Annotated in this window: 34 protein-coding genes; 32 read left to right on the plus strand and 2 right to left on the minus strand. The window is 63.3% G+C overall.

Going from position 1 to position 23,963, the window contains the following annotated elements; translation table 11 throughout:
* The first annotated feature begins 92 nt into the window (after positions 1-92).
* The 4 genes from QP803_RS20185 to QP803_RS20200 all read left to right on the plus strand — a co-directional run bounded on the left by QP803_RS20185 (position 93) and on the right by QP803_RS20200 (position 4,207).
* Positions 93-974, plus strand: coding sequence for a sulfotransferase (locus QP803_RS20185; RefSeq protein WP_284945253.1), 882 nt, complete (start codon positions 93-95; stop codon positions 972-974).
* A gap of 242 nt (positions 975-1,216) precedes the next feature.
* Complete coding sequence (locus tag QP803_RS20190; RefSeq protein ID WP_284945254.1) at positions 1,217-1,957, plus strand: EAL domain-containing protein; 741 nt, start codon at positions 1,217-1,219, stop codon at positions 1,955-1,957.
* A 109-nt stretch (positions 1,958-2,066) separates the two neighbouring features.
* Positions 2,067-2,402 (plus strand): DUF3253 domain-containing protein, encoded by a 336-nt coding sequence (locus tag QP803_RS20195; protein ID WP_284945255.1) that lies wholly within the window; start codon positions 2,067-2,069, stop codon positions 2,400-2,402.
* A gap of 38 nt (positions 2,403-2,440) precedes the next feature.
* On the plus strand, positions 2,441-4,207 hold the full coding sequence (locus QP803_RS20200) for an ABC transporter ATP-binding protein/permease (RefSeq protein ID WP_284945256.1): 1,767 nt from the start codon (positions 2,441-2,443) through the stop codon (positions 4,205-4,207).
* A gap of 7 nt (positions 4,208-4,214) precedes the next feature.
* On the opposite strand, the gene QP803_RS20205 is transcribed toward QP803_RS20200, so the two are convergent.
* Positions 4,215-5,813, minus strand: coding sequence for a glycosyltransferase family 61 protein (locus tag QP803_RS20205; protein WP_284945257.1), 1,599 nt, complete (start codon positions 5,811-5,813; stop codon positions 4,215-4,217).
* Positions 5,814-6,224: 411 nt separating this feature from the next.
* On the opposite strand from QP803_RS20205, the gene rpsL reads away from it, so the two are divergent.
* From rpsL to QP803_RS20330, 25 genes are all read left to right on the plus strand, one after another.
* Positions 6,225-6,596: a 30S ribosomal protein S12 gene (gene rpsL / locus QP803_RS20210; RefSeq protein WP_284945258.1), complete on the plus strand. Its 372-nt coding sequence runs from the start codon at positions 6,225-6,227 to the stop codon at positions 6,594-6,596.
* A 12-nt stretch (positions 6,597-6,608) separates the two neighbouring features.
* The gene (gene rpsG / locus QP803_RS20215; RefSeq protein WP_284945260.1) at positions 6,609-7,085 is read left to right on the plus strand and encodes a 30S ribosomal protein S7; all 477 of its coding nucleotides are present in this window, start codon (positions 6,609-6,611) and stop codon (positions 7,083-7,085) included.
* A gap of 51 nt (positions 7,086-7,136) precedes the next feature.
* Complete coding sequence (tuf, locus tag QP803_RS20220; protein ID WP_284945261.1) at positions 7,137-8,327, plus strand: elongation factor Tu; 1,191 nt, start codon at positions 7,137-7,139, stop codon at positions 8,325-8,327.
* A gap of 41 nt (positions 8,328-8,368) precedes the next feature.
* Entirely contained in the window at positions 8,369-8,677 is a 309-nt protein-coding gene (gene rpsJ / locus QP803_RS20225; protein WP_227307423.1) for a 30S ribosomal protein S10, read from the plus strand.
* 19 nt (positions 8,678-8,696) lie between these two features.
* Complete coding sequence (gene rplC, locus QP803_RS20230; RefSeq protein WP_284945263.1) at positions 8,697-9,371, plus strand: 50S ribosomal protein L3; 675 nt, start codon at positions 8,697-8,699, stop codon at positions 9,369-9,371.
* A gap of 10 nt (positions 9,372-9,381) precedes the next feature.
* The gene (gene rplD, locus QP803_RS20235) at positions 9,382-10,029 is read left to right on the plus strand and encodes a 50S ribosomal protein L4 (RefSeq protein ID WP_284945264.1); all 648 of its coding nucleotides are present in this window, start codon (positions 9,382-9,384) and stop codon (positions 10,027-10,029) included.
* A gap of 38 nt (positions 10,030-10,067) precedes the next feature.
* Positions 10,068-10,364 carry a 50S ribosomal protein L23 gene (locus QP803_RS20240; protein ID WP_284947986.1) on the plus strand — a complete coding sequence of 99 codons (297 nt, stop codon included), beginning with the start codon at positions 10,068-10,070 and terminating at the stop codon, positions 10,362-10,364.
* A gap of 17 nt (positions 10,365-10,381) precedes the next feature.
* Positions 10,382-11,215, plus strand: coding sequence for a 50S ribosomal protein L2 (gene rplB / locus QP803_RS20245; protein WP_284945265.1), 834 nt, complete (start codon positions 10,382-10,384; stop codon positions 11,213-11,215).
* 4 nt (positions 11,216-11,219) lie between these two features.
* Positions 11,220-11,498, plus strand: coding sequence for a 30S ribosomal protein S19 (gene rpsS, locus QP803_RS20250; protein WP_284945266.1), 279 nt, complete (start codon positions 11,220-11,222; stop codon positions 11,496-11,498).
* Between the two features lie 4 nt (positions 11,499-11,502).
* Positions 11,503-11,910 (plus strand): 50S ribosomal protein L22, encoded by a 408-nt coding sequence (gene rplV / locus QP803_RS20255; RefSeq protein WP_284945268.1) that lies wholly within the window; start codon positions 11,503-11,505, stop codon positions 11,908-11,910.
* A gap of 1 nt (position 11,911) precedes the next feature.
* A complete protein-coding gene (rpsC, locus tag QP803_RS20260) occupies positions 11,912-12,589 on the plus strand; it encodes a 30S ribosomal protein S3 (protein WP_284945269.1) in 678 nt (225 codons plus the stop codon).
* 16 nt (positions 12,590-12,605) lie between these two features.
* Positions 12,606-13,022, plus strand: a complete 417-nt coding sequence (gene rplP / locus QP803_RS20265; RefSeq protein WP_284945270.1) for a 50S ribosomal protein L16 — start codon at positions 12,606-12,608, stop codon at positions 13,020-13,022.
* Between the two features lies 1 nt (position 13,023).
* Entirely contained in the window at positions 13,024-13,230 is a 207-nt protein-coding gene (rpmC, locus tag QP803_RS20270) for a 50S ribosomal protein L29 (RefSeq protein WP_284945271.1), read from the plus strand.
* A gap of 13 nt (positions 13,231-13,243) precedes the next feature.
* Complete coding sequence (rpsQ, locus tag QP803_RS20275) at positions 13,244-13,546, plus strand: 30S ribosomal protein S17 (protein ID WP_284945272.1); 303 nt, start codon at positions 13,244-13,246, stop codon at positions 13,544-13,546.
* Positions 13,547-13,556: 10 nt separating this feature from the next.
* Positions 13,557-13,925, plus strand: coding sequence for a 50S ribosomal protein L14 (gene rplN / locus QP803_RS20280; RefSeq protein WP_284945273.1), 369 nt, complete (start codon positions 13,557-13,559; stop codon positions 13,923-13,925).
* Positions 13,926-13,927: 2 nt separating this feature from the next.
* On the plus strand, positions 13,928-14,248 hold the full coding sequence (gene rplX, locus QP803_RS20285) for a 50S ribosomal protein L24 (protein WP_284945274.1): 321 nt from the start codon (positions 13,928-13,930) through the stop codon (positions 14,246-14,248).
* A gap of 10 nt (positions 14,249-14,258) precedes the next feature.
* Positions 14,259-14,816 carry a 50S ribosomal protein L5 gene (gene rplE / locus QP803_RS20290; protein WP_284945275.1) on the plus strand — a complete coding sequence of 186 codons (558 nt, stop codon included), beginning with the start codon at positions 14,259-14,261 and terminating at the stop codon, positions 14,814-14,816.
* Positions 14,817-14,893: 77 nt separating this feature from the next.
* Positions 14,894-15,199 carry a 30S ribosomal protein S14 gene (rpsN, locus tag QP803_RS20295; RefSeq protein WP_284945276.1) on the plus strand — a complete coding sequence of 102 codons (306 nt, stop codon included), beginning with the start codon at positions 14,894-14,896 and terminating at the stop codon, positions 15,197-15,199.
* A gap of 16 nt (positions 15,200-15,215) precedes the next feature.
* The gene (rpsH, locus tag QP803_RS20300; protein ID WP_284945277.1) at positions 15,216-15,614 is read left to right on the plus strand and encodes a 30S ribosomal protein S8; all 399 of its coding nucleotides are present in this window, start codon (positions 15,216-15,218) and stop codon (positions 15,612-15,614) included.
* Positions 15,615-15,627: 13 nt separating this feature from the next.
* Positions 15,628-16,161, plus strand: a complete 534-nt coding sequence (gene rplF, locus QP803_RS20305) for a 50S ribosomal protein L6 (RefSeq protein WP_284945278.1) — start codon at positions 15,628-15,630, stop codon at positions 16,159-16,161.
* Positions 16,161-16,523 carry a 50S ribosomal protein L18 gene (rplR, locus tag QP803_RS20310; protein WP_284945279.1) on the plus strand — a complete coding sequence of 121 codons (363 nt, stop codon included), beginning with the start codon at positions 16,161-16,163 and terminating at the stop codon, positions 16,521-16,523. The genes rplF and rplR overlap by 1 nt, the downstream gene beginning before the upstream one ends.
* A gap of 15 nt (positions 16,524-16,538) precedes the next feature.
* Positions 16,539-17,111 carry a 30S ribosomal protein S5 gene (rpsE, locus tag QP803_RS20315; protein ID WP_284945282.1) on the plus strand — a complete coding sequence of 191 codons (573 nt, stop codon included), beginning with the start codon at positions 16,539-16,541 and terminating at the stop codon, positions 17,109-17,111.
* A complete protein-coding gene (gene rpmD, locus QP803_RS20320; RefSeq protein WP_284945283.1) occupies positions 17,101-17,292 on the plus strand; it encodes a 50S ribosomal protein L30 in 192 nt (63 codons plus the stop codon). Before rpsE ends, rpmD begins: the two co-directional genes overlap by 11 nt.
* A 29-nt stretch (positions 17,293-17,321) precedes the next feature.
* Positions 17,322-17,807 (plus strand): 50S ribosomal protein L15, encoded by a 486-nt coding sequence (gene rplO / locus QP803_RS20325; protein ID WP_284945284.1) that lies wholly within the window; start codon positions 17,322-17,324, stop codon positions 17,805-17,807.
* A 107-nt stretch (positions 17,808-17,914) separates the two neighbouring features.
* A complete protein-coding gene (locus tag QP803_RS20330; protein WP_284945286.1) occupies positions 17,915-19,018 on the plus strand; it encodes an acyltransferase family protein in 1,104 nt (367 codons plus the stop codon).
* Between the two features lie 17 nt (positions 19,019-19,035).
* Here the strand turns inward: QP803_RS20330 and QP803_RS20335 are convergent, their stop codons facing one another.
* Entirely contained in the window at positions 19,036-19,896 is an 861-nt protein-coding gene (locus QP803_RS20335) for a prephenate dehydratase (RefSeq protein ID WP_284945287.1), read from the minus strand.
* Positions 19,897-20,112: 216 nt separating this feature from the next.
* On the opposite strand from QP803_RS20335, the gene QP803_RS20340 reads away from it, so the two are divergent.
* The 3 genes from QP803_RS20340 (at position 20,113) to QP803_RS20350 (ending at position 23,958) form a co-directional block, all read left to right on the plus strand.
* Positions 20,113-21,216: a c-type cytochrome gene (locus QP803_RS20340; protein ID WP_284945288.1), complete on the plus strand. Its 1,104-nt coding sequence runs from the start codon at positions 20,113-20,115 to the stop codon at positions 21,214-21,216.
* 9 nt (positions 21,217-21,225) lie between these two features.
* Positions 21,226-22,011 (plus strand): inositol monophosphatase family protein, encoded by a 786-nt coding sequence (locus tag QP803_RS20345; RefSeq protein WP_284945290.1) that lies wholly within the window; start codon positions 21,226-21,228, stop codon positions 22,009-22,011.
* 108 nt (positions 22,012-22,119) lie between these two features.
* Positions 22,120-23,958: an extracellular solute-binding protein gene (locus QP803_RS20350; RefSeq protein ID WP_284945292.1), complete on the plus strand. Its 1,839-nt coding sequence runs from the start codon at positions 22,120-22,122 to the stop codon at positions 23,956-23,958.
* The last annotated feature ends 5 nt before the right edge of the window (positions 23,959-23,963 follow it).

The raw sequence follows: 23,963 nt of genomic DNA on the forward strand, positions 1-23,963 counted from the left end.
GATCAGGCTTTGTCTTGTTGCTGATCCCGTCTCCGCGCATGATGAGTGACGTCGGAGGAAATGACCGCCGCGCGAGAGCAGGGCCAATCGCAGTGAAGAGTTGGGCGGATGGTCAAGCAGAGCTCGCGCGTCTCGCGCAGCAACAGCTGTTCTTTGTCGGCGGTGCGCCGCGCTCCGGCACGACATGGCTCCAGCAAATCCTCGATAGCCATCCTGACATCACCTGTCAGGGCGAGGGGTTTTTCAGCAAGGAACTCGCCGTTCCCCTTGAAACCATGATGGCGCAACGGCGCAAGATGCTGGACACCAAGAACACCACGCTGTTTCAGCACACCGGAGGCTATCCCCTGCCGACAGCGGATGACGTGGACCATGTGATTGGCACCGCGATTCTGCTCGCCCTGCGCCAGCAAAGCGCCGGCCGCGCCTGTCGCGCCATCGGCGAAAAGACACCCGAAAATGTCTTTTTCTTTCCGCGCCTGAAGCGCTTGTTCCCGGCCGCTAAATTCATCGCCATCGCACGCGACCCGCGCGATGTCCTGACCTCCGCCTGGCACTTCTTTCGAACATCCCAACCGTCAGACGATCAAGTCGCCGCCAAGATGGAATTTCTTCGTGGCGCCATGCCGTCTCTTGCCCAGGGTGCCCGCGCCATGATCGCCTTCGGCGAACACAACCCGGACTCCTATGCCATGGTGACCTATGAGGCCTTGCAGCGGGATCCGCAGCCTGTCGTGGCGGGGCTGTTTCGGTTGCTCGGCGTCTCTGATGAGCCGGCCGTGGTGGCGGACTGCCTGCAGCGCACATCCTTCGCGGTGGCGACCGGGGGCCGGCCAGCGGGCGTCGCCGCAAATGGCTCCTTTTTTCGTAAAGGCATCGCTGGCGACTGGCGCTCCACCCTGACGCCCGCAATGAATGACCTCATGATCCAGGAACTCGGTTGGATGTTCCCGCATTTCGGCTGGGAGCCTTGAAGGCATCTGCCGTTGGTGCGAAGCGCGCCCAAAAAACGCGGCCGGCTTCATGCGATGGTAACGACTAGTTCCTATCGTCGATAGAACGCCATCGGTCTGCTGCACCGACGCGGCGCGACACCGAGTGATGAGACTGGTCGTTCCTCTTTGATCCATCAGGATCCGCCCCTGCATTTCACCGCGGCCTCTTGTCCTCGACCTGATGGGGCGGGTGGTCCGGGTCTGCTGTGGATGTCAGGGGGATGAAGGCAGATCCGCGCCGGACAGCCTCCAAGGACGCCTTCACGGTCGATTTCCAACCCCGCCACGTCATCCGAACCGGCGCGGTCGCGGCGGTGGAGGCTCTGCTGCGCTGGCCGCACGGGCGCCACGGATCGACAATCGCGCCGCCCGCAGCCCCGTCCATCGATCGGGCGGCTGTGGCCAGCCATATGGCGGGTGTCCTTCTGCATGCGGCATGCGTGCAGGCGGTGGACTGGCGCGACGGTCTGCGCCTCTCCGTCCGGCTCGTCGCTGAACAGTTCAGGGGTGACGACCTATGCCTCCAGGTCGCGTCGGCGCTGGAGGAGTCGGGCCTCGCGCCTGAGCGCCTGGAACTCGCCATCCCCGAGCACATCGTGTTCGGCTTCAATGACGATACCAATCTGGCTTTGGCGGGCTTGCGGGATCTGGGCGTCAATCTCTTGCTGGATGAATTCGGGCATATCTTCGCAAGCCTCGCCGCGATGCAGAAGGTGCCGCTCACCGCCGTCAAGGTCGATCGCGTCATGCTCCGCAACCTGCCCCGCGAAGAGGCGGATACCAAGATCATTCGCGCGGCCATCCATGCCGCCCACGAACTTGGCCTGACGGTCTGCGCGGATGGGGTCGATAGTGGGGCGATCAAAACGCTGCTGGAGGAACTGACCTGCGACGAGGGGCAGGGCAGTTTTTTCAGCCCTCCGCTGTCCGGGGTCGAGTTGGGACCCTATCTCCACGGCTGAACGCCGACTCTCGGTTACAGAAAAGACATTCCACGGCTCGTGACGTGGCAGCCCGGGCGTGGTTAAGCTTCCCCGCTGAGATCACGAGGAACACGCCTGTGTCGCGCCTATGAACCCGCCGGTTGAGCCCGACCAGACAGACGCAGCCCCGCCATCCGCCCCGATACCGCCCGCGCCCATACCGCCGGGGATGATCGCCACGGTCGAGACGGAGATGGAGGCGATGATCCTGCGCATCGCCAAGGCACGCGGGGTGGAGAAGTCCCTGTGCCCCACCGATGTCGCGCGCGCCCTGGCGGAAGACTGGCGTCCGCTCCTGTTCGATATCCGAGCGGCGGCTGCGCGCCTGGCGGAGCGTGACCAGATCGAAATCCTGCGCCACGGCAAGCCTATCTCGCCCAGCGCGGTCAAGGGCGTGATCAGGCTCAGGCTGAAGCCGTCCTGAGATCGTGACCCATCTGGCTCTAGCGGAGAGACGATAGAATGCGCCGAACGATGCGCCGGCTCGGGCCGGTGCTCCGCGATGCCTGGTTCCTGTCCATCCCCTATTTCAGGTCCGAGGAACGGTGGATCGCGCGGGGACTTCTGCTGGCAACGGTGGCGCTCAATCTCGCTTTGGTCGGCATGACGGTGCTGCTCAATTTCTGGAACGGTGCGTTTTTCGATTCCATCCAGGCGCGGGACTGGCACTCCTTTATCCAGCTCATCTTCTTCTACAAGCGCACGGCCCATGGCTTCCTGCCGGGCTTCTGTGGCATCGCCGTCGTCTATATCCTCATTTCAGTTTATTCGACCTTCCTCAACCAGTGGTTGCAAATCCGCTGGCGCCGCTGGCTGACCCGCCATTACCTCGATGACTGGATGGGCGACCGCACCTATTACCGTATGAGCCTGACGGGGCGGAGCGGAGACGGAACGGACAACCCCGATCAGCGTATTTCCGAGGATATCCGGGATTTCGTCACCAATACGCTGTCTCTTGGTCTCGACCTTCTGTCCAACGCCGTCACTCTGGTCAGCTTCATCGGCATTCTGTGGACGCTTTCGGGTGCGATTGAAGTCTTCGGGGTCCGGATCCCCGGCTATATGGTCTGGGTGGCCTTGCTCTATGCCCTGGTCGGCACGTGGTTGACCCATCTCATCGGCCGCCCGCTGGCGCGGTTGAGCTTCAACCAGCAGCGCGTCGAGGCGGATTTCCGTTTCGCGCTGGTCCGGTTGCGCGAGAATACCGAGGGGGTCGCCCTCTATAAGGGCGAAGCAGAAGAACGGGGCGAGCTTCGGCAACGCTTCACGAGCGTTGTGGATAACTGGTGGGCCATTATGCGGCGGACCAAGGCGTTGAATACGCTGACCTCCGGCTATGGTCAGGTCGCCGGCATCTTCCCCTTGGTGGTGGCGTCCCCGCGCTATTTCTCCGGTGCCATTCAGCTCGGCGCCCTAACGCGGATCAGTGACTCCTTCGGCCAGGTGCAAAGCGCAATGTCCTGGTTCGTCAGCAATTACGCCACGCTGGCGAGTTGGAGTGCCACGGTCGAACGTCTCGGCACCTTCCAGCGCGCCATCCAAGCGGCGCGGACCCATGCGGAGACGGGCCCCACCACCCAGACCGCTGGCCAGGACCTGGTGTTGGAAGATGTCACCCTGCGCCTGCCGGATGGTAGGGTGCTGATGGAAGGCGCCGGGCTCCGCTTTCGGCCGGGTGAGTCCACCGTCATCACCGGCGCCTCCGGCTCCGGCAAGTCGACGCTGTTCCGGGCTCTGGCCGGAATCTGGCCCTATGCCGACGGTCGCATCACTCTGCCGGCGGGTCACTGCATGTTCCTGCCGCAGCGGCCGTATCTGCCCCTCGGCACGCTGCATCGCGTGGTCACGTATCCCGCCGAGCCAGGCACGATCTCGCCTGCCGATCTGGCGGCGGCGATGACCGATTGCGGCCTCGGCGCGCTGCTGCCGCAGCTGGAGGAGCGGCAAAACTGGTCCCTGGCTCTATCGGGCGGCGAGCAGCAGCGCGTGGCAATCGTGCGCGCCTTGCTGCTCAAGCCGGATTGGCTGTTCCTTGACGAGGCCACCGCCAATCTCGACCCCGATGCCGAGCAGGCGCTGTATGCCATTCTTCATGAGCGTTTGCCGAAGACGACGGTCATTTCCATCGCCCATCGCGAATCGGTGGCGAAGCTGCACGACCGGCGCGTGGTCTTGACGCAAGGCCATCTCTCCGGTTCGGCCCCAGTGCCGGAAGCGGCAGAGTAGACGGCCGCTAAAGCGTGGCGAGATAGTCCAAATCCGCCGCCCCGATTGTGAAGCCGGTCTCCCACGGCTCTGGGAGGGCGGGGTCGGCTGACGCGTCAGGCCCCCGGACCTCGGTATAGTGGTGGCCCCGGTGCTGGCTGAGATACCAGAAGAAGGTATCGGGGAAACTTGCGGCGGTCAGCGCCACAACCGTGGCACCCGGCGCGCAGAAGACGATGTTGGTCATCGCGGCGCCCAGCGCGCCCACCACGATCCTGGCCCCTTTGAACAGCACGATCTGCTCTGCGAGGCTCATCTGGCCAGGATCGACCGCGATGAAGCCGCGTGCCGTCAGCACCCGTTCCACTTCCGCTTCATTGATCAGGGGCCTCTTACGGCTCTGCCGGCGAATGAAAAGCTTCGGAAAGGGTGCGGCGGGCAGCCGTTCCGCCAAATCCGACAGGGCCTGAACGCAGATCGGTGACTGATAATCCCCATGCGACGTCAAGCCATCGATGACCAGCAGGCGTTCGCAGACCACAGGCGCATTGCCCGTCGCGACAATCGCCTCGGGGCGAATGCCGATGATCGTCAGCGAGTCACGGATGACGGGCATGAGGGCCGAGTCATGGACGATGAAGGTGAGGCCCTGCGGCGCCAGCAGGCGGTGGGCGAGCCATGCCTTGGGGAACATGTCGATCAAGTAATGGCCGAAATTCTGGACCGCGCGCGTTTTGCACAGGACGCTGAAACCATTGATCCGGCGAGCGTCGTGCCCGGTGCGCATCGCCGCCGCCTCAGCCCTCATCTCTGCCACGGTCGCGGCCTCGAACAGCCGCGTCGTGCCCGCCAGCGCCTGCATCTCCCGATCGAAGACCAAGCCTTCGTGGGCCACGAAGGCCCCGTTGAGAAGGCGAAAGCTGATCGGGCGCGGCGCGAAGACGCCACGCTGCCAGGATCCCTCCATGGCGGCCCAGAACTCCGCGGGAATAAGGCCGGCGTTGCGGATGGTTGGCCGACGCGTCGCAAACGCCGGCGACAGCAGGCGCAGGCGAATGGTCTGGTCATCCAAGGGGCTTTCGCCCCAGGGCGGCGGCATGCCCCGATCGAGGTCATTGAGAACGAGCACCGGCAGCGGCGGAGAGGGTTTCAGCTTGACCCGAACGGCCTCGACAGCGGGCCCGGATGGCACGGATGCCATGCCGGGGCTGGGAACATCGTCCAGCCGGGTGCCATCGACGAAGGTGACGTCATAGGTGCAGCTAAAGAAAGGCGCGGTTTCCAGGCTGAGGCGGAACCTCAGGCCGATGCAGCCGAGGCCGAGGCCGGCGCTGCCGCAAGGCTGGCCGCCGGCCATCCAGGGCGTTTTCAGACCATACGGATAGAGCAACTGGTATTCGAGGCCGGGCGAGAGGTGGGGCGGCCCCAGAGAGGCAGGTGCCGACATCATCCCCTCCAGCGCCAGCCCGCTGCCGATGGCGCCGAGCCAGCTGCCCACCTGCCCGCGAATATCGCCGCGCATACTGATGTGGGCGAGCATGGTCATGCCGGGGGCCAGGCCGGCCGTCGTTGGGTCTGGCGCGTTAAGCTCCTGCGCGGCCATCGGGAACCAGTCCTGGCTAGGCAATGCCGCGCTCCTTGACCGTCGAGAATGAATCGCGTGTTGATGGCAAGGATGCGGCTGCGATAGGGACTAGGGCGTTAACGCCTTCGTTCTATCGATCGCCGTCGCTTTCCGCCTATGCATATCTCCTCCCCGGTCGGCGGGGGCGTGATGCGCCAAGAAAGCCGGCTCCGCGCTTGACTCGAACCGACCCGCCCCGTAGGTATCGCGGCCTCGGCCGGACCCCGGACACCCTGTCTGGGTTCAGGCCTGAATTCGTATCATCCGCTGCTGCGGTGCCGCTTCCAACGACCCAGTCGTTTGGACGCTCAGACCGCAGCATGGAAGACCATCGGCTGGACCCTGTCCAGTCATGTGGCCATTGGTGCGGGTGAAGGTCGGCCCTGGCGTGATGTGAGATCGGAAACGAGGTCTATGCCGACGATCAACCAATTGATTGCAAAGGGGCGCGAGCCCGCCCGCGCACGTAATAAGGTGCCAGCCCTTGAAGGCTGCCCTCAGAAGCGCGGCGTTTGCACACGCGTCTACACCACCACCCCGAAGAAGCCGAACTCGGCGCTTCGTAAGGTGGCCAAGGTGCGTTTGACGAACGGCTATGAAGTGGTGAGCTACATTCCGGGTGAGGGTCACAACCTGCAGGAGCACAGCGTCGTGCTGATCCGCGGCGGGCGCGTGAAGGATCTTCCCGGTGTTCGCTACCACATTCTACGCGGCGTTCTGGATACCCAGGGCATCGCCAAGCGCCGTCAGCGTCGTTCGCTCTACGGCGCGAAGCGTCCGAAGTAAGGGAGAGCAGATATGAGTCGTCGTCACCGCGCCGATAAGCGCGAAATTCTCCCGGACGCCAAGTTTGGTGACATCGTCATCACACGTTTCATGAACGTGCTGATGTATGATGGCAAGAAGTCCACGGCCGAAGGCATTGTCTATGGTGCCCTCGACACGTTGAAGCGTCGTGGTGGTGCAGCGGCCGATCCGGTCCGCATGTTCCATGAGGCGCTGGACAATGTGAAGCCCACCGTTGAGGTGCGGTCCCGTCGCGTCGGTGGTGCCACCTATCAGGTGCCCGTCGAAGTCCGGACCGAGCGTCGTCAGGCTTTGGCGATCCGCTGGATCATCGACTCGGCGCGCAAGCGCGGCGAGCATACTCTTGAGGATCGGCTGTCCAACGAGTTGTTGGATGCCGTGAATAATCGCGGCGCTGCCGTGAAGAAGCGTGAAGATACCCATCGTATGGCAGAGGCCAATAAGGCCTTCAGCCATTATCGCTGGTAACCAGTCAGACTTTGACACGTCGGTAGTTAGTCGGCTCACGGAGAGAAGACGATGGCCAAGGCCAAATTTGAACGTAATAAGCCTCATTGCAACATCGGCACCATTGGTCACGTTGACCATGGAAAGACGTCGCTAACCGCCGCCATCACGAAAGTGTTGGCGAAGTCGGGTGGTGCGACGTTCACGGCCTATGATCAGATCGACAAGGCTCCGGAAGAGCGGGCTCGTGGCATCACGATCTCCACCGCGCATGTCGAGTATGAGACCAAGGCCCGCCATTACGCCCATGTCGATTGCCCCGGCCACGCCGATTATGTGAAGAACATGATCACCGGCGCCGCGCAGATGGACGGCGCGATCCTGGTGGTGTCCGCCGCCGACGGCCCGATGCCGCAGACCCGTGAGCATATCCTGCTCGCCCGTCAGGTCGGCGTGCCGGCGTTGGTCGTGTTCATGAACAAGGTCGACATGGTCGATGACCCCGAGCTGCTGGAACTCGTGGAGCTCGAAATTCGCGAGCTGCTGAAGTCCTACCAGTTCCCGGGCGACGACATTCCGATCACCCAGGGTTCTGCTCTCGCCACGCTTGAGGACAAGACCCCGGAGATCGGCGAGCAGGCCATCATCAAGCTGATGGAAACTGTCGACACCTATATCCCGCAGCCGCATCGCCCGAAGGATCGCCCCTTCCTGATGCCGATCGAAGATGTGTTCTCGATCTCGGGTCGTGGCACGGTCGTGACCGGTCGTATCGAGCGTGGCATTCTGAAGGTCGGCGACGAAGTTGAAATCGTCGGCATCAAGAATACCGTCAAGACGATCTGCACGGGCGTCGAGATGTTCCGCAAGCTGCTCGACCAGGGCGAGGCCGGCGACAACATCGGCGCGCTGCTGCGCGGCACGAAGCGTGAAGACGTCGAGCGCGGCCAGGTTCTGGCAGCCCCCGGCTCGATCACGCCGCACACGAAGTTCAAGGCCGAGTCCTACATCCTGACGAAGGAAGAGGGTGGCCGTCACACGCCGTTCTTCACCAACTATCGCCCGCAGTTCTACTTCCGCACCACGGATGTGACCGGCGTCGTGACCTTGCCGGAAGGCGTGGAGATGGTGATGCCTGGCGACAACGTGTCGATGGACGTCGAGTTGATCGCGCCGATCGCCATGGATGACGGCCTGCGTTTCGCCATTCGCGAAGGTGGCCGCACCGTCGGCGCCGGCGTTGTGGCTAAGGTCGTCGCGTAAAGCGACGACAGAGATCGAAGCCGCGAAACTGGAAGCCTAAGATGGACAATCAAAACATCCGTATTCGCCTCAAGGCGTACGATCACCGCGTGCTGGATGCCAGCACAAAGGAAATCGTGAACACGGCGAAGCGTACGGGTGCCCGGGTTCGCGGCCCGATTCCGCTGCCCACGCATATCGAACGGTTCACCGTGAACCGTTCGCCCCACGTCGATAAGAAGAGCCGCGAGCAGTTCGAAATTCGGACCCACCGCCGGTTGCTCGACATCGTCGAACCCACGCCGCAGACGGTCGATGCTTTGATGAAGCTCGATCTCGCGTCTGGTGTCGATGTCGAGATCAAGATCTGAGCCTGGAAAGACCGCCTCTATGCGCACCGGAGTGATCGCCAAGAAGCTGGGTATGTCCCGGCTTTTCAAAGACGACGGCAGCCACGTGCCCGTCACTGTTCTGCACCTGGACCAGGTGCGGGTGGTGTCCACCCGTACGCAGGAGCTGGACGGTTACACGGCAGTCCAGCTTGGCTTTGGTCTGGCGAAGGTCAAGAACGTGACCCAGCCGAACCGTGGCCACTTTGCCAAGACGAAGATCGAGCCGCCGAAGAAGGTCGTCGAGTTCCGCGTGGCCGCCGATGCTCTGTTGGAGCCCGGCGCCGTGATCTCGGCCGCGCATTTCGTCGTCGGCCAGAAGATCGACGTTGCAGGCACCTCGAAGGGCAAGGGCTTCGCCGGTGGCATGAAGCGCTGGAACTTCAGCGGCCTCGAAGCCTCCCACGGCGTTTCGGTCAGCCATCGTAGCCTTGGGTCGACGGGTAACCGTCAGGATCCTGGCAAGACGTTTAAGAATAAGAAGATGGCCGGCCATCTCGGCGTCGAGCGCATCACGACCCTCAATCTTGAGGTCGCGGGCATCGATGCGGAGCGCGGGCTCATCATGGTCAAAGGCGCCGTTCCGGGATCCGTCGGTGGCTTCGTTCTGGTGCGGGATGCGATCAAGCGTCCCCGTCATGCCGATGCCGCCTACCCCGCCGCGCTGGTCGGTTGAGGACCGCGATATGAAGATTGACATCACCACCCTCGACAACGGCGCTGCCGGTTCGGTCGAGCTCGCGGACGAGATTTTCGGCACGGCACCCCGTGCAGACATCATGGCTCGAGTCATTCATTGGCAGCAGGCGCGCCGTCGCGCCGGCACGCACAAGACCAAGGGTCTGTCCGAGGTTTCGGGCACCACCAAGAAGCCGTATCGCCAGAAGGGCACGGGTAACGCCCGTCAGGGCAGCTTGCGCGCGCCGCAGTTCCGCACCGGTGGTGTGGTTCATGGTCCGGTCGTGCGCGGCCATGGGTACGATCTTCCCAAGAAGGTGCGTCGCTTGGGTCTGATCTCGGCTTTGTCGCAGAAGCAGGCGGACGGCAAGCTGATCGTCATCGACAGCGCCGGTGGCGTCGAGAAGACAAAGGAATTGAACGCCAAGCTGCGCGTGCTCGGCTGGACCTCGGTTCTGATCGTCGATGCGACGGTCGATCCAGTGTTCCTGCGCGCCAGCCGCAACATCATCGGTTGCGACGTGCTGCCGACGGTGGGCGCCAATGTCTATGACATCCTGCGTCACGAGCTTCTGGTAGTGACCTCGGCCGGCCTAGAAGGGCTGACGACGAGGCTTTCCGCCAAGAGCGCGGACAAGTCGGAGATCGCAGCATGAGCACCCCCGGTTTCAAGGCGCGTAAGAGCGCCGAGAGAATGTCGCGTGAGTCGATCTACGAAGTCATTCGTAGCCCGGTCATTACGGAAAAGGCGACGGCGCTGACCGAGCGCAGCCAGGTTTCCTTCCGCGTTGCGCTCAGCGCGACAAAGCCGGAAATCAAGGTCGCGGTCGAGACGCTGTTCGGCGTTACGGTCCTGGGCGTGAACACGCTCATCACCAAGGGCAAGACCAAGAAGTTTCGTGGCCGGCCCGGCCAGCGCGCTGATGTCAAGAAGGCGATCGTGCAATTGGCGGATGGCCAATCGATCGACTTCACGACGAGCCTCAGCTGAGGCCTCGGGGATAGATCATGGCACTTAAGCACTTTAAACCCGTAACCCCGAGCCTTCGCGGCACCGTCATGGTGGCGCGGAACGAGCTTTGGAAGGGCAAGCCCGTCAAGGGCCTGACGGAGGGCAAGTCGCACTCCGGCGGTCGTAACAACCACGGCCGGACCACGGTTCGGTTCCGGGGCGGCGGACACAAGCAGAGCTATCGCGTCGTCGACTTCAAGCGCCGCAAGTTCGATGTGCCGGCGAAGGTCGAGCGTCTGGAATACGATCCGAACCGTACGGCGTTCATCGCCCTCCTGAAGTATCAGGATGGTGAGCTCGCTTACATCATCGCGCCGCAGCGCCTTGCGGTGGGTGATACGGTGGTGTCGGGCCAGCGCGCGGATATCAAGCCGGGCAATGCCATGCCGCTGGGCTCGATTCCGGTCGGCACGATTATCCATAATATCGAGATGAAGACGGGCGCTGGCGCCAAGGTCGCACGTTCGGCCGGCACTTTCGCTCAGCTCGTCGGCAAGGACTCGGGCTATGCCCAGGTCAAGCTGATGTCGGGTGAGCTTCGCGTCGTTCGCGCCGAATGCATGGCGACGATCGGTGCGGTGTCCAACCCGGACAACTCGAACATCCATATCGGCAAGGCCGGGCGTTCGCGCTGGCTCGGCCGTCGTCCGCATAACCGCGGCGTCGTGATGAACCCGGTCGATCATCCGCACGGTGGTGGCGAAGGCCGCACCTCGGGCGGTCGTCATCCGGTCACGCCGTGGGGCAAGCCGACCAAGGGCTATAAGACACGCGTCAACAAGCGGACGGACAAGTTGATCATCCGCCGGCGCAACAAGAGCAAGGGCTAACCTCATGGCACGCTCCGTTTGGAAAGGCCCGTTCGTGGACGGGTACCTCCTGAACAAAGCCGAGGCCGCACGGGTCTCCGGCCGCAACGAGATCATCAAGATCTGGTCGCGTCGTTCGACGATCCTGCCGCAGTTCATCGGCCTGACCTTTGGCGTCTACAACGGGCACAAGTTTCTGCCTGTCGTGGTGAACGAGAACATGGTGGGGCACAAGTTCGGCGAATTCTCGCCGACGCGTACCTTCACCGGCCATTCGGCCGATAAGAAGGCGAAGCGGGGCTAATCCGATGAGCAAGCCAAAATATCCCCGTAAGCTGAGCGAGACCGAGGCTCAGGCCCTGGTCAGCAATATTCGCGTGAGCCCCCGCAAGCTCAATCTCGTGGCCGGCATGATCCGCAACCAGCCTGCGGCCGCCGCTGTCGCGACTTTGACCTTCAGCAAGAAGCGGATTGCGCAGGACGTGCGCAAGGCGCTGCAGAGCGCGATCGCCAATGCCGAGAACAACCATCAGCTCGATGTCGATCGGCTGGTCGTGACCAAGGCGGAGGTTGGCCGCTCCATCGTGATGCGCCGCTTCCATGCCCGTGGTCGCGGTCGCGCATCGCGCATCGAGAAGTGGTTCAGCCATTTGAAGATCGTCGTCGCTGAGCGGGCGCAGGAAACTGCCCCCGAGCCCGCGCAGGAGGCCGCATAACATGGGTCATAAAGTCAATCCGATTGGGCTGCGGCTTGGTATTAACCGCACCTGGGATAGCCGCTGGTATGCTGGCCGCGACTATGCGCGCCTGCTGCATGACGACCTGAAGCTGCGTGCCCATCTCCGCAAGAAGCTCTCCGGCGCCGGCGTCAGCCGCGTGGTGATCGAGCGTCCTGCGAAGAAGCCGCGCGTCACGATCTATGCCGCCCGCCCGGGCGTCGTGATCGGCAAAAAGGGTCAGGACATCGAGGTTCTGCGCAAAGAACTGACGGTCATGGCGAAGGCTGAGGTCTCCTTGAATATCATGGAGATTCGTAAGCCTGAGATCGACGCGACGCTGGTGGCCGAGAACATCGCCCAGCAGCTTGAGCGTCGGGTGGCTTTCCGCCGCGCCATGAAGCGCGCCGTTCAGTCCGCCATGCGTTTGGGCGCCCAGGGCATCCGCATCAATTGCGGCGGCCGTCTCGGTGGCGCCGAAATCGCGCGGATGGAGTGGTACCGCGAAGGTCGCGTGCCGCTGCATACCCTGCGTGCGGAAATTGATTACGGTGTTGCGACGGCAAAGACGACATATGGCACCTGCGGCGTGAAGGTCTGGATCTTCAAGGGCGAGATTCTAACGCACGACCCGATGGCGCAGGACCGCAAGGCCGCCGAACAGGCGCCGCAGCGGTAAGGATTGGACACGGACAATGCTTTCTCCCAAGCGCACCAAATACCGCAAGGCGCATAAGGGCCGTATTCACGGTCTGGCCAAGGGTAACACGCAGCTGAACTTCGGCGCATTCGGCCTCAAGGCCCTGCAGCCGGAGCGCATCACCGCGCGTCAGATCGAATCCGCTCGTCGGGCGATCACGCGTCACATGAAGCGCGCCGGTCGCGTGTGGATCCGCATCTTTCCGGATGTGCCCGTTTCCGTGAAGCCCGCCGAAGTCCGCATGGGCTCCGGCAAGGGTAGCCCGGAATTCTGGGTGGCCCGTGTGAAGCCTGGCCGCATCATGTTCGAGATCGACGGCGTCTCGCAGGAGACGGCGCAGGAAGCGCTGACGCTCGGCGCCGCCAAGCTGCCGATCAAGACCAAGTTCGTCACCCGCATCGGGGAGGCGTGATATGACCAAAGCGACCGATATCCGGGTCAAGTCCCCGGATGAGCTTTCGACCCTGTTGCTCGATCTTCGCCGGGAGCAGTTCAACCTGCGTTTCCAGCGCGCGACCGGCCAGAACGAGAGTGTCAGCCGCGTTAAGGTTGTCCGCCGGGAAATCGCCCGGGTGAAGACTGTCATTGCGGAGCGCCAACGCGCTTCCGCCAAAGCCTGAGGAGATAAGGGCGATGTCTAAGCGCGTCCTGTCAGGGCGGATTGTAAGCGACAAGATGGACAAGACGGTTACCGTCTTGGTCGAGCGTCGCGTCATGCATCCGCTGTACAAGAAGTTTATCCGCCGTTCGAAGCGTTATGCCGCGCATGACGAAGAGAATACCTGCAAGCTCGGCGACATGGTGCGGATCGAGGAATGCCCTCCGATCAGCAAGCGCAAGGCTTGGATGGTGATCGAGCGTAACGGGGAACACATGTCCCCCGAGACGCATGTGATCGCCGCTGACGCCGGCGCGCCCGCCGCAGCCCCGGTTTGAGGAGGATCGCATGATCCAATCCGAAAGCACGCTCGATGTCGCCGACAATTCCGGCGCCAAGAAAGTGTTGTGCATTAAAGTGCTTGGCGGCTCGAAGCGGCGTACCGCTTCCGTGGGCGACGTTATCGTCGTCTCCGTGAAGGATGCCATTCCGCGCGGCAAGGTGAAGAAGGGCGACGTCCACCAGGCGGTGATCGTGCGCACGTCTTACCCGGTGCGTCGCTCGGACGGCAGCGCCATCCGTTTTGACCGCAATGCCGCCGTTCTGATCAACAAGCAGAACGAGCCGATCGGCACGCGTATCTTCGGGCCCGTCGTTCGCGAGCTGCGCGCCAAGAAGTTCATGAAGATCATCAGCCTCGCGCCGGAGGTGATCTGATCATGGCCGCTCGTATCCGTAAGGGTGACAGCGTTGTCGTCATCGCGGGCTCGGACAAGGGCAAGCGCGGCGAAGTTCTTCAGGTCATGCCGAAGCTCAACCGTGCGGTTGTGCAGGGCGTTGCGATGAAGACGAAGCATCAGAAGCCCGCAGGCGCAGGCCAGCAGGGCGGCCGGATCGAGAGCGAACGCGCCATCGACCTGTCGAATGTTATGTTGATCGATCCTAAGACGGATCAGCCGACCCGGGTGGGGTTCCGGATTCTGGACGACAAGCGGAAAGTCCGCGTCGCCCGGAAGACCGGCGCTCTCATCGAAAGCTGAGGAGGCAGGGGTGAGTGAAGTGACGGCTAGGCCGAGACTGCACGTCCATTACAACGAAGTTGTAAGGGCCGCGCTGCAGACTGAGTTCAACTATTCCAACGTCATGCAGGTGCCTCGGCTCGAGAAGATCGTGCTGAATATGGGCGTCGGTGAGGCTGCGGCCGACCAGAAGAAGCTCGATGCGGCGGTTGCCGAATTGATGCTGATCAGCGGCCAGAAGCCGGTGAAGACGGTGGCGAAAAAGGCTATTGCGGGTTTCAAGATCCGCAAGGGTCTGCCGATCGGCTGCAAGGTCACGCTTCGGCAGGCTCGGATGTACGAGTTCCTCGATCGTCTCGTGACGATCGCTCTGCCCCGCGTCCGCGACTTCCGCGGCATCACGGGCAAGGGTTTTGACGGTCGTGGCAACTTCGCCATGGGCGTCAAGGAACAGATCATCTTCCCGGAAATCGTCTACGACAAGGTAGATGCGATCCGGGGCATGGATATCGTGTTCGTGACGACGGCAAAGACTGACGCGGAAGCGAAGGCTCTTCTAAAGAACTTCTACATTCCGTTCGCGAACTGAGCTTAACGAGACGAGATTTGGAAAACCGCGACACCCGCTTCGGCGTGGGTCGATAGGTTCCGGAGGACAGAGACAGGATGGCCAAAACTTCCCAGGTCAACCGTAACGCCAAGCGCGAGCGCATGTCTGCTCGTGACAAGGTGAAGCGCGCGGCATTGAAGTCGATCGTGAAAGACCGCGCCCTTCCGGTGGAAGAGCGGTTCGAGGCTTCTGTGAAGCTCGCGGCTTTGCCGCGCAACGGTGCGCCCACGCGCATTCGTCTGCGCTGTGAGCTGTCGGGTCGTTCACGCGCGAACTATCGCAAGTTCCGCCTGAGCCGCATTGCGCTTCGTGACCTTGCCAGTGCCGGGCAGATCCCTGGCATGGTCAAGGCGAGCTGGTAAGGAAAGGGGATCTTCCATGTCTATGTCCGATCCCTTGGGGGATATGCTGACCCGCATTCGTAATGCGCAGCGATCCAACCACAGCGTCTGCGTCGCCCCGGCGTCCCGCCTGCGCGCCAATGTTCTCGATGTGCTGAAGCGCGAAGGCTTTATCCGCGGCTTCTCCAGCGAAGAACTGCGGCCTGGCATCGCCCAGCTTCGCATCGAGCTGAAATACAACGAAGGCCAGCCGGTTATTAAGGAGATCACACGCGTCTCCCGCCCCGGCCGACGCGTCTATTCGAAGATCAAGGAGCTGCCGCGGGTTTATAGCGGCCTCGGCGTCTCGATCCTGTCCACGCCGCGTGGCGTGATGAGCGACCAGGAGGCTCGCGCTGCCAATGTTGGCGGCGAAGTCCTCTGCCGCGTCTTCTGAGGGGGCTGGATCAATGTCACGTGTAGGCAAATATCCGGTCGTCATTCCTGCCGGGGTCGACGTTTCCGTCACCAACAATATCCTGGTGGCGAAGGGCAAGCTCGGCGAGTTGAGGCTGCCATTGACCGACCTGGTCGATACCACGGTCGCCGATGGCCGCGTCACGGTCGTGCCGCGTTCCAAGGCCGCGAATTCCCGCATGATGTGGGGCACAACGCGTGCCCTCGTCGCGAACATGCTCAAGGGCGTGTCCATTGGCTTTGCGAAGTCGATGGATGTGACCGGCACGGGCTATCGCGCTGCGGTTCAGGGCAAGAACCTGGTCATTAACCTCGGCTATTCGCATGATGTGGTCTATGCGATCCCGGAAGGGATCAAGATCACCTGCGACAAGCCGACGGCGATCCGGGTCGAGGGTGTGGACAAGCGGTTGGTTGGTCAGGTTGCGGCCGAAATTCGGTCCAAGCGTCCGCCGGAGCCCTATAAGGGCAAGGGCGTTCGGTACACCGACGAGACCATCCGCCGTAAAGAAGGTAAGAAGAAGTAATGAGCGCGAACCAGGATCTCCGGGAGCGTCGGCGGGAGCGTCTGCGCTTCCAGCTGCGCCAGAAATCCGGTGGCCGGGTGCGGCTGTCGGTGTTTCGCTCCAGCAAGCACATCTACGCCCAGGTCATCGACGATGTCGCTGGCCGCACCTTGGCCGCTGCGTCCAGCATCGATCCCGATCTGCTGGAAGCGCTGAAGACGGGCGCCGACAAGGACGCGGCCTCGGCCGTCGGCAAGCTGGTCGCCGAGCGTGCGATCGCAAATGGCGTCAAGGAAGTCGTGTTCGATCGCGGCTCGTATCTGTACCACGGTCGCGTCAAGGCGCTTGCGGAGGCTGCCCGCGAGGGCGGCCTGGCCTTCTAAGGAGAACGAAGCAAAATGGCACGGGATCCGAGGTCAGGCGGCGGCGGGCGTGAGCGCGAACGCGAGCACAACGACGAATTCATCGACAAGCTGGTCACCATCAACCGCGTCGCCAAGGTTGTTAAGGGCGGACGTCGTTTCGCCTTCGCAGCCCTGGTTGTGGTTGGCGACCAGAAGGGCCGCGTCGGCTTCGGCGCCGGCAAGGCGCGTGAAGTGCCGGAAGCGATCCGCAAGGCGACGGAGCGGGCCAAGCGCGGCCTTATCCGCGTGCCGATGAAGGAGGGTCGTACCCTCCATCATGATGCGCTGGGTCACTACGGCGCCGGTCATGTCATCCTGCGCGCGGCTCCGGCCGGCACGGGCATCATCGCCGGCGGCCCGATGCGTGCGGTTCTGGAAACCCTCGGCATTGGTGACGTCGTCGCCAAGTCCATGGGTAGCCGCAACCCGCACAACATGATCAAGGCGACCTTCGACGCTTTGCAGAACTGCGCCAGCCCGCGTTCGGTCGCGGCCCGTCGTGGCAAGAAGGTCTCCGACCTTCTCGGCAAGCGCGATATTCCTGGGGAGGCGGCAGATGTCGGCTGATCGCACCGTAACAGTAAGACAACTCGTCTCCGGCAATGGGCAGAAGCCCGGCCAGCAGGCGACGCTGAAAGGCCTTGGCCTGAACAAGATCCGCCGCGAGCGCACCTTGGAGGATACTCCTTCGGTGCGCGGCATGATCCGTAAGGTCGCCCATCTGATCCAGGTTATCGAGCAGGTCTGACGGCAGCGTCAGGACCCAGGATTGACACCATGAAGTTGAATGAACTGCGCGACAATGCCGGCGCCCGCCCCAAGTCCAAGCGACTTGGCCGTGGCATCGGCTCCGGCAAGGGCAAGACGTCCGGCCGCGGCGTGAAGGGCCAGAAGGCGCGAGAGGGTGTGTCCCTCAACGGCTTCGAAGGCGGTCAGCTGCCGATCTATCGTCGTCTTCCGAAGCGTGGCTTCCGCAACGTGAACCGCAAGGTCTTCACGCCGCTGAACCTCGACGTGATCGAGAAGGCCATTGTGGACGGCAAGATCGATGCCAGCCAGACCATCACAGAAGTGGCGCTGCGCGCTGCCGGCGTGATCGGGCCAGGCAAGTTGGACGGTATTCGTCTGCTGGGCCGCGGTGAGATCACCCGCGCGGTGACGGTTGCGGTCTCCGGCGCTTCGGCGACGGCGATCGCGGCGATCGAAAAGGCGGGCGGCAAGGTCGAATTGCTGAACGCTCCGGCGGAAGCCGCAGCGGCGTAAATCTCGGCCCGACGGGTTGAAGAGAGGGGCGGCGGACCGGAAGGTGCGTCGCCCCTTTGCGTTTTGGTGCCATTGACGCCGCGCGGCCTCTGCGGTGGAAGGGTTGCATGCGCAAGGAAAGCATTGCTCTCACCTCGATCCGTGGCTTTGCGGCCTTGTGGGTTGTCGGCCTCCACTTCGACCTCAACATGGGCCTAGTGGGTTACAAGCTTTGGCCCGGGCTGGTTCATTACGGCTATGCCGGCGTGGATATCTTCTTCATCCTGAGCGGCTTTATCCTGACCACCGTCTATCGCGGGTTGGAATGGCGCGGCGTCGGCCGCTTCCTGACGCGACGCGCCTTTCGCATCTATCCGATGCATTGGGCGGTCATTGCCGGAATGCTGCTGATCTGGGTAGACGCCTATCTGCGCTTCGGGGTTCACAATCAGGAGCAGCAGCTGCGGTGGCTGCCCGTCTTCTCCCTGATGCTGCAACCCTTGATCTATCACCGGCTGATGTGGAATGCGGTGAGCTGGTCGGTCGGGATCGAAGTGATTTGCTACATCCTGTTCCCCATCGCCATCATGCGGCTGCGCGTCGCCCCGATCTGGGTCCTGGCCGGCGTGATCGTCGCTCTGGCGGGGCTGGAACATCACATCCAGATTTACGATCTCTATGTCTGGGGCGATGGCGCTGTGGCGCGCGGCTTGGTCGGCTTTGGCTTGGGCATGGCGTTGCGGCTGCTGTCCGAAAAGATCGCCGATCCCTCGCGCTTGGTGGCGTCGGTGATCGAGCTGATCGCGCTGGGTTGCATCGTGGTCGCGGCGAGCATCGGGCAGGGGCCATACATTCCCCTCTTCGCCGGGTTGCTGATCGTCGCCTTGTCTTGGGAGAGCGGCATCGTCGCTTGGGCGCTCAATGCCCGCTGGTGCTTCTGGCTCGGCCGCATCTCCTATTCCGTCTATCTGACGCATGAGGAGATGATCGGTCTCGTCTGGCCGCATTTCCCGGCCACGCGCCTGCCGTTCAGCCATCGGGTCGATGGCATCGTCTGGACCCTGATGGTTCTCGGCCTCGTCTTGGCGCTGTCGACAGTGACTTGGTACTGCATCGAGGAGCCGTTTCGCAAACTCGGCGGTTGGCTCGGGCGGAGAGTCGAAGAGCGGCCGGTGGCGCGGCTGGCGGATAGCGCTTCGCTCATCCGCCCTACGAGTCGAGGCGCCGTGTAGGGCGGATGAGCGAAGCGTTATCCGCCAATATCCATCTGCTGAGCGAGCCGGAACAGCGCCGCCGGATAGACCCCGAGAATGCGCGTCTCATGCGAGAAGAAGGCGAGCTCTTCCAGCGCAAGCCGCAGATTCGGATGCTCGGGATGACCCTCGACCTCACACAGGAATTGCGTCGCGGTGAACTGACCACCGACCATGTAGCTTTCGAGCTTGGTCATATTGACGCCATTGGTGGCAAATCCGCCCAGGGCCTTGTAGAGCGCCGCCGGCACGTTGCGGACCCGGAAGACGAAGGTCGTCATCAGCCCGTCCGTATCGGGGGCCGCGAGCCGTGGCTCCAACGCCGCGACATAGAAGCGGGTCGTGTTATGGGCCGCGTCCTCGACATTGCGGAGCAGGATGTCGAGCCCATACAGCTCGGCGGCGAGGGACGAGGCGATGGCCGCATCTTCCGGCCGGCCCCAGTCCGCCACCAAGGCGGCGCTACCGGCGGTGTCGGCCTCGATGACCGGAACCATGTCGTGCGCGCGCAATAGACGACGGACCTGACCGAGCGCCACCGCATGGCTATGCACTCGCCGCACGACGTCGATCGTGGCGCCCGGAACGCCGAGCAGGCAATGCTCGACGCGCTCGAAATGCTCGCCGACGATGGCAAGGCCGCTATCGGGCAGCAGGGAATGGATATCGGGCACGCGACCCGCGAGGCTGTTTTCACAAGGCAGCATGGCGAGCCCGGCGCGGCCTTCGCGCACGGCGTCGATGGTTGCCTCGAAGGTCGGGCAGGGCAGCGTCATCATCGCGGGGAAGGCTTTGCGACAGGCGAGGTCGGAATAGGCGCCCGGCACGCCCTGAAAAGCGATCAATCCCATGGTCATGAAGAGGTCATTTCGGGCGCAGCGGTCATGGGCGGGAAAATCGGCGTCATCGGGGACCTCGATCGAAGGATCGCCACCTGGGCGGGTTGATGCGCTGGTAGCCATTCCCTATGGTGCGGGCAAGTTCGGGGCGTGTTCCGCGATTGCTGCATGGCGGCCACGGCCGCCCGGTTGCCACGCCGCCCCCGTTCGCTCGGATAGTGCTGGGGTCGGTGCATGGCAGGTTTGGAAGGCAACAAGGCTTTCGCGGCGGTACTCGTCGCCGGGATGGCCTTTATGGTTGCAGGCTTCGTCGCGGATCTCGTGGTTCATCCCGAGGAACTCGAAAAGACCGCCATCACCATCCAAGGTGCGGCCGAATCGATGGGCGGGCCCGCCCGCGTCATCATTCCCACCATCCTGCCCCTCATGGCCAAGGCCGATGTCTCGGCCGGCGCCTCTACCACCGCCCAGGCCTGCGGGTCCTGCCATAGCTTCACGCAAGGCGGCGCCGCGATGGTCGGCCCCAACCTCTATAATGTCGTAGGCGCCAAGGTGGCCGCTGCTGCTGGCTATAGCTTTTCCTCGGCGCTGACCAAGGTCGGCGGCACCTGGACCTATGAGCAGCTCAACAAATGGCTGTACGACCCGCAGAGCTTCGCGCCCGGCACGCACATGACCTATCCGGGCATGCGCAGCATCCAGAGCCGCGCCGACGTCATCGGCTACCTGCGCAGCCTATCGACCGCGCCGGTGGCTCTGCCGACTTCGGCTGAGGTCGCGGCCGCCCAGGCCGCGCAGAAGAAAGAGGAATCGGCCGCGGCCGTGCCCGCCGGCGGTGGCGCGCCTGCAGCACCAGTCGGGCCCAGCCTCAACCAGCTCCTGGCCAGTGCCGATCCCGGCAAGGGTGGGGATTTCGCGGCCCAGGCGTGTGGGTCCTGCCACAGCTTCACCAAGGGCGGCGCCGCCATGGTCGGCCCCAATCTGTATGACATGGTCGGCGCGCCCATTGCCGGCACGCCGGGCTATTCCTTCTCGCCCTCCCTCAAAAAGGTCGGGGGCAATTGGGATTTTGGAAAGCTGGATGATTGGCTGACCAATCCTCAGCATTTCGCGCCGGGCACGACAATGAGCTACGCGGGCATTCCGCAGCCCAAGATGCGGGCCAATGTGGTCGATTATCTGCGCACCCTGTCCGACAAGCCGGTGGCCTTGCCGGCCGCCGCCGCCGCACCGGGCAAGATGCCCGCACCGGCCGCGAAGTCGAATGCCCCGGTGGCGAAAACTGCCGATACGACGACGCCTGGGGCCAAGACCGGCACCCAGACGCCCAACCCGTAACGTCTCACCATGAGCGCGACGACGGGGTTTCTGGACATCGCGCTCGCTTTGGCGGATGCGGCGGCCGTGGTGGTGCGGCCGCATTTCCGCGCCGGCCTGGTGCCGGACGATAAGGCCGATGACAGCCCGGTGACGCTGGCCGACCGAGCCGCCGAGCAGGCGATGCGCGCCATTCTTGCCGAGCATTGCCCCGACCATGCGGTCATCGGCGAGGAATTCGGCGCCACCGGCACCACCGGCAGCGGCCTGCGTTGGGTGTTGGACCCCATCGACGGCACCCGCGCCTTCATCACCGGGCGCACCACCTTCGGCACCCTGATCGCCCTGATCGAGGATGAGACGCCGATCATCGGCATCATCGACCAGCCCATCACGGGGGAGCGTTGGGTCGGCGTCGCCGGCCGCCCCACCGTTTTCACCGGCCCGCTGGGTGGACGCGCGGGATGCCGACCCTGCCCGAGCCTGGGGCAGGCAGAACTCTCCTGCACCAGCCCGGATATCTTCGACGACAGAACGCGGCCGGCTTTTGCGCGCATGCGCGCCGCCGTGCGCCGCACGAGTTGGGGCGGCGATTGCTATGCCTATGGGCTGCTGGCCCTCGGGCAGATCGACGTCATTGCCGAAGCGGACATGAAACCGTGGGACTGGGCGGCGCTCGTGCCGGTCATTACCGGCGCCGGCGGCAGCGTGACCGATTGGTCCGGCGCGCCGTTGCGGCTCGACGGCAATGGCGACGTGCTGGCGCTGGGCGATGCGGCGCTGCTGGCGCCTGCGATCCGGGTGCTTGCTGACTAAACCGTCACCTCCCCTCGACGGATCAGGGCTTTCGATCCGGCAGCGGACGTTCCATTAATAACGCAGACCAGCCGTCAAAAATCGGTTTGCAAGGATTGGGGAGGATTGATGCAGCGACGGACCTTCCTGACCGCCTCGGCCGGGCTTCTCGCCCTGCCACTGGGCGCGCGTGCGCAAAGCATTCCGACGGGTGGATACGGCGTCGCTGTCACGGGGATGCCGGCATTGCCGGCTGGTTTCACCGCCTTCCCCTACGTCAATCCCAATGCCCCCAAGGGCGGCGCCGTGACCTTCAGTGAAGTCGGCGGCTTTGACAGCTTCAATCCCTTCATCATTCGCGGCACCCCGGCGGCTGGCGCCAGTTACTTGTGGGATACGTTGCTGCGCCCGTCCTCCGATGAGGCGAATGCCGCTTATGGCTTGGTCGCTGAAACCATCCAGATCGCTCCGGACCATAGCAGCGTGACCTTCGATCTGCGCCCCGAAGCGCGTTTCGCGGATGGCACGCCCGTGCGCGCCAGCGATCTTGCCTGGAGCTTCAAGACCTTCCGCAGCCAGGGTCAGCCCTTTTTCCAGACCTATTACGCGGCGGTGTCTGCGGTCGAAGTATCCGGCGACCATCGCGCGATCTTCCATCTCCACCCCGGCGCGGCGCGGGAATTGCCCCTGATTCTCGGGCAGCTGTCTGTCATGTCCGAGGCGTGGTGGAAGGGCCGTGATTTCACCGCGCCGCTGATCGCACCGCCCTTGGGGTCCGGCCCATACGGGATCGAGTCCGTCGCGCTCAACCGGTCCGTCACCTATCGTCGCCGTGCCGACTACTGGGCGGTAAACTTGCCGGTGTGTCGCGGCTTCTTCAATTTCGACCGCATCACCTTCGAGTATTTCGGCGATCCCAGCGTCGCGATGGAGGCCTTCAAGGCAGGTGAGATCGACTTTCGGGACGAGAATATTTCGAAGAACTGGTTCACCGGCTACAATTTTCCAGCGGTTCAGAAAGGCCTCGTCCGCAAAGAAGTCTTCGCCAATCATCTGCCGACGGGCATGCAAGGCTTCGGCATGAATACCCGGCGCCCGGTCTTTGCGGACGCACGCGTTCGCCAGGCGGTCGCGATGGCCTATGATTTCGAATGGCAGAACAAGACGCTGTTCTATGGCGGCTACAAGCGCAGCCTGAGCTATTTCAACAATAGCGACCTCGCCTCCTCCGGTGTGCCTGCCGGCGCAGAACTCGCCCTGCTGGAGCCATATCGCGCCCAGCTTCCACCGGAGCTTTTCACCCAGCCCTTCACGCTGCCGGTGAATGACGGGTCCGGCAACAATCGCCCGGCGCTGCTGGCGGCCCTCAAGCTTTTGAAGACAGCGGGCTGGACCGTGCAAGACCGCGAAATGAAGAACGCGGCCGGGCAGCCGCTGACCTTCGAAATTCTTCTCTATGATCCGTCGTTGGAACGGGCGACCCTGCCCTATGCGCAGGATCTGAAACGGCTCGGAATAACGGTGACGGTGCGGGTGATCGATCCGTCACAGTATCAGGCGCGGATGAACGCCTTCGATTACGACATGACCGTGGTGCTCATTCCCGAATCCGCGTCTCCGGGCAGCGAACAACGGGATTGGTGGGGCTCCGCTGCCGCGAAGCTCGCTGGCAGCAATAACCAGATGGGTGCGTCGAGCCCGGTCATCGACGCCCTGGTCGAGACGGTCATCGCGGCCAAAGACAGGAGCGAGTTGCTCGCCGCCACCCATGCGCTGGACCGCGTGCTGCTCTGGGGCTGGTATGTCGTGCCGCAATTCAATCTGGGCGCGTTCCGGCTCGCCTTCTGGAATGTCTTCGGTCATCCGACGCAATCCATGCTGGCGGGTTTCGATATCGACAGCTGGTGGATCGACGCCGATCTCGCGCGGACGACAGATGCACAGCGGCATCATTCCAATGGCGTCTGAGGGCT

Source organism: Acidisoma sp. PAMC 29798 (assembly GCF_030252425.1).
In the GTDB taxonomy this organism is placed as follows: Bacteria; Pseudomonadota; Alphaproteobacteria; order Acetobacterales; family Acetobacteraceae; genus Acidisoma; species Acidisoma cladoniae.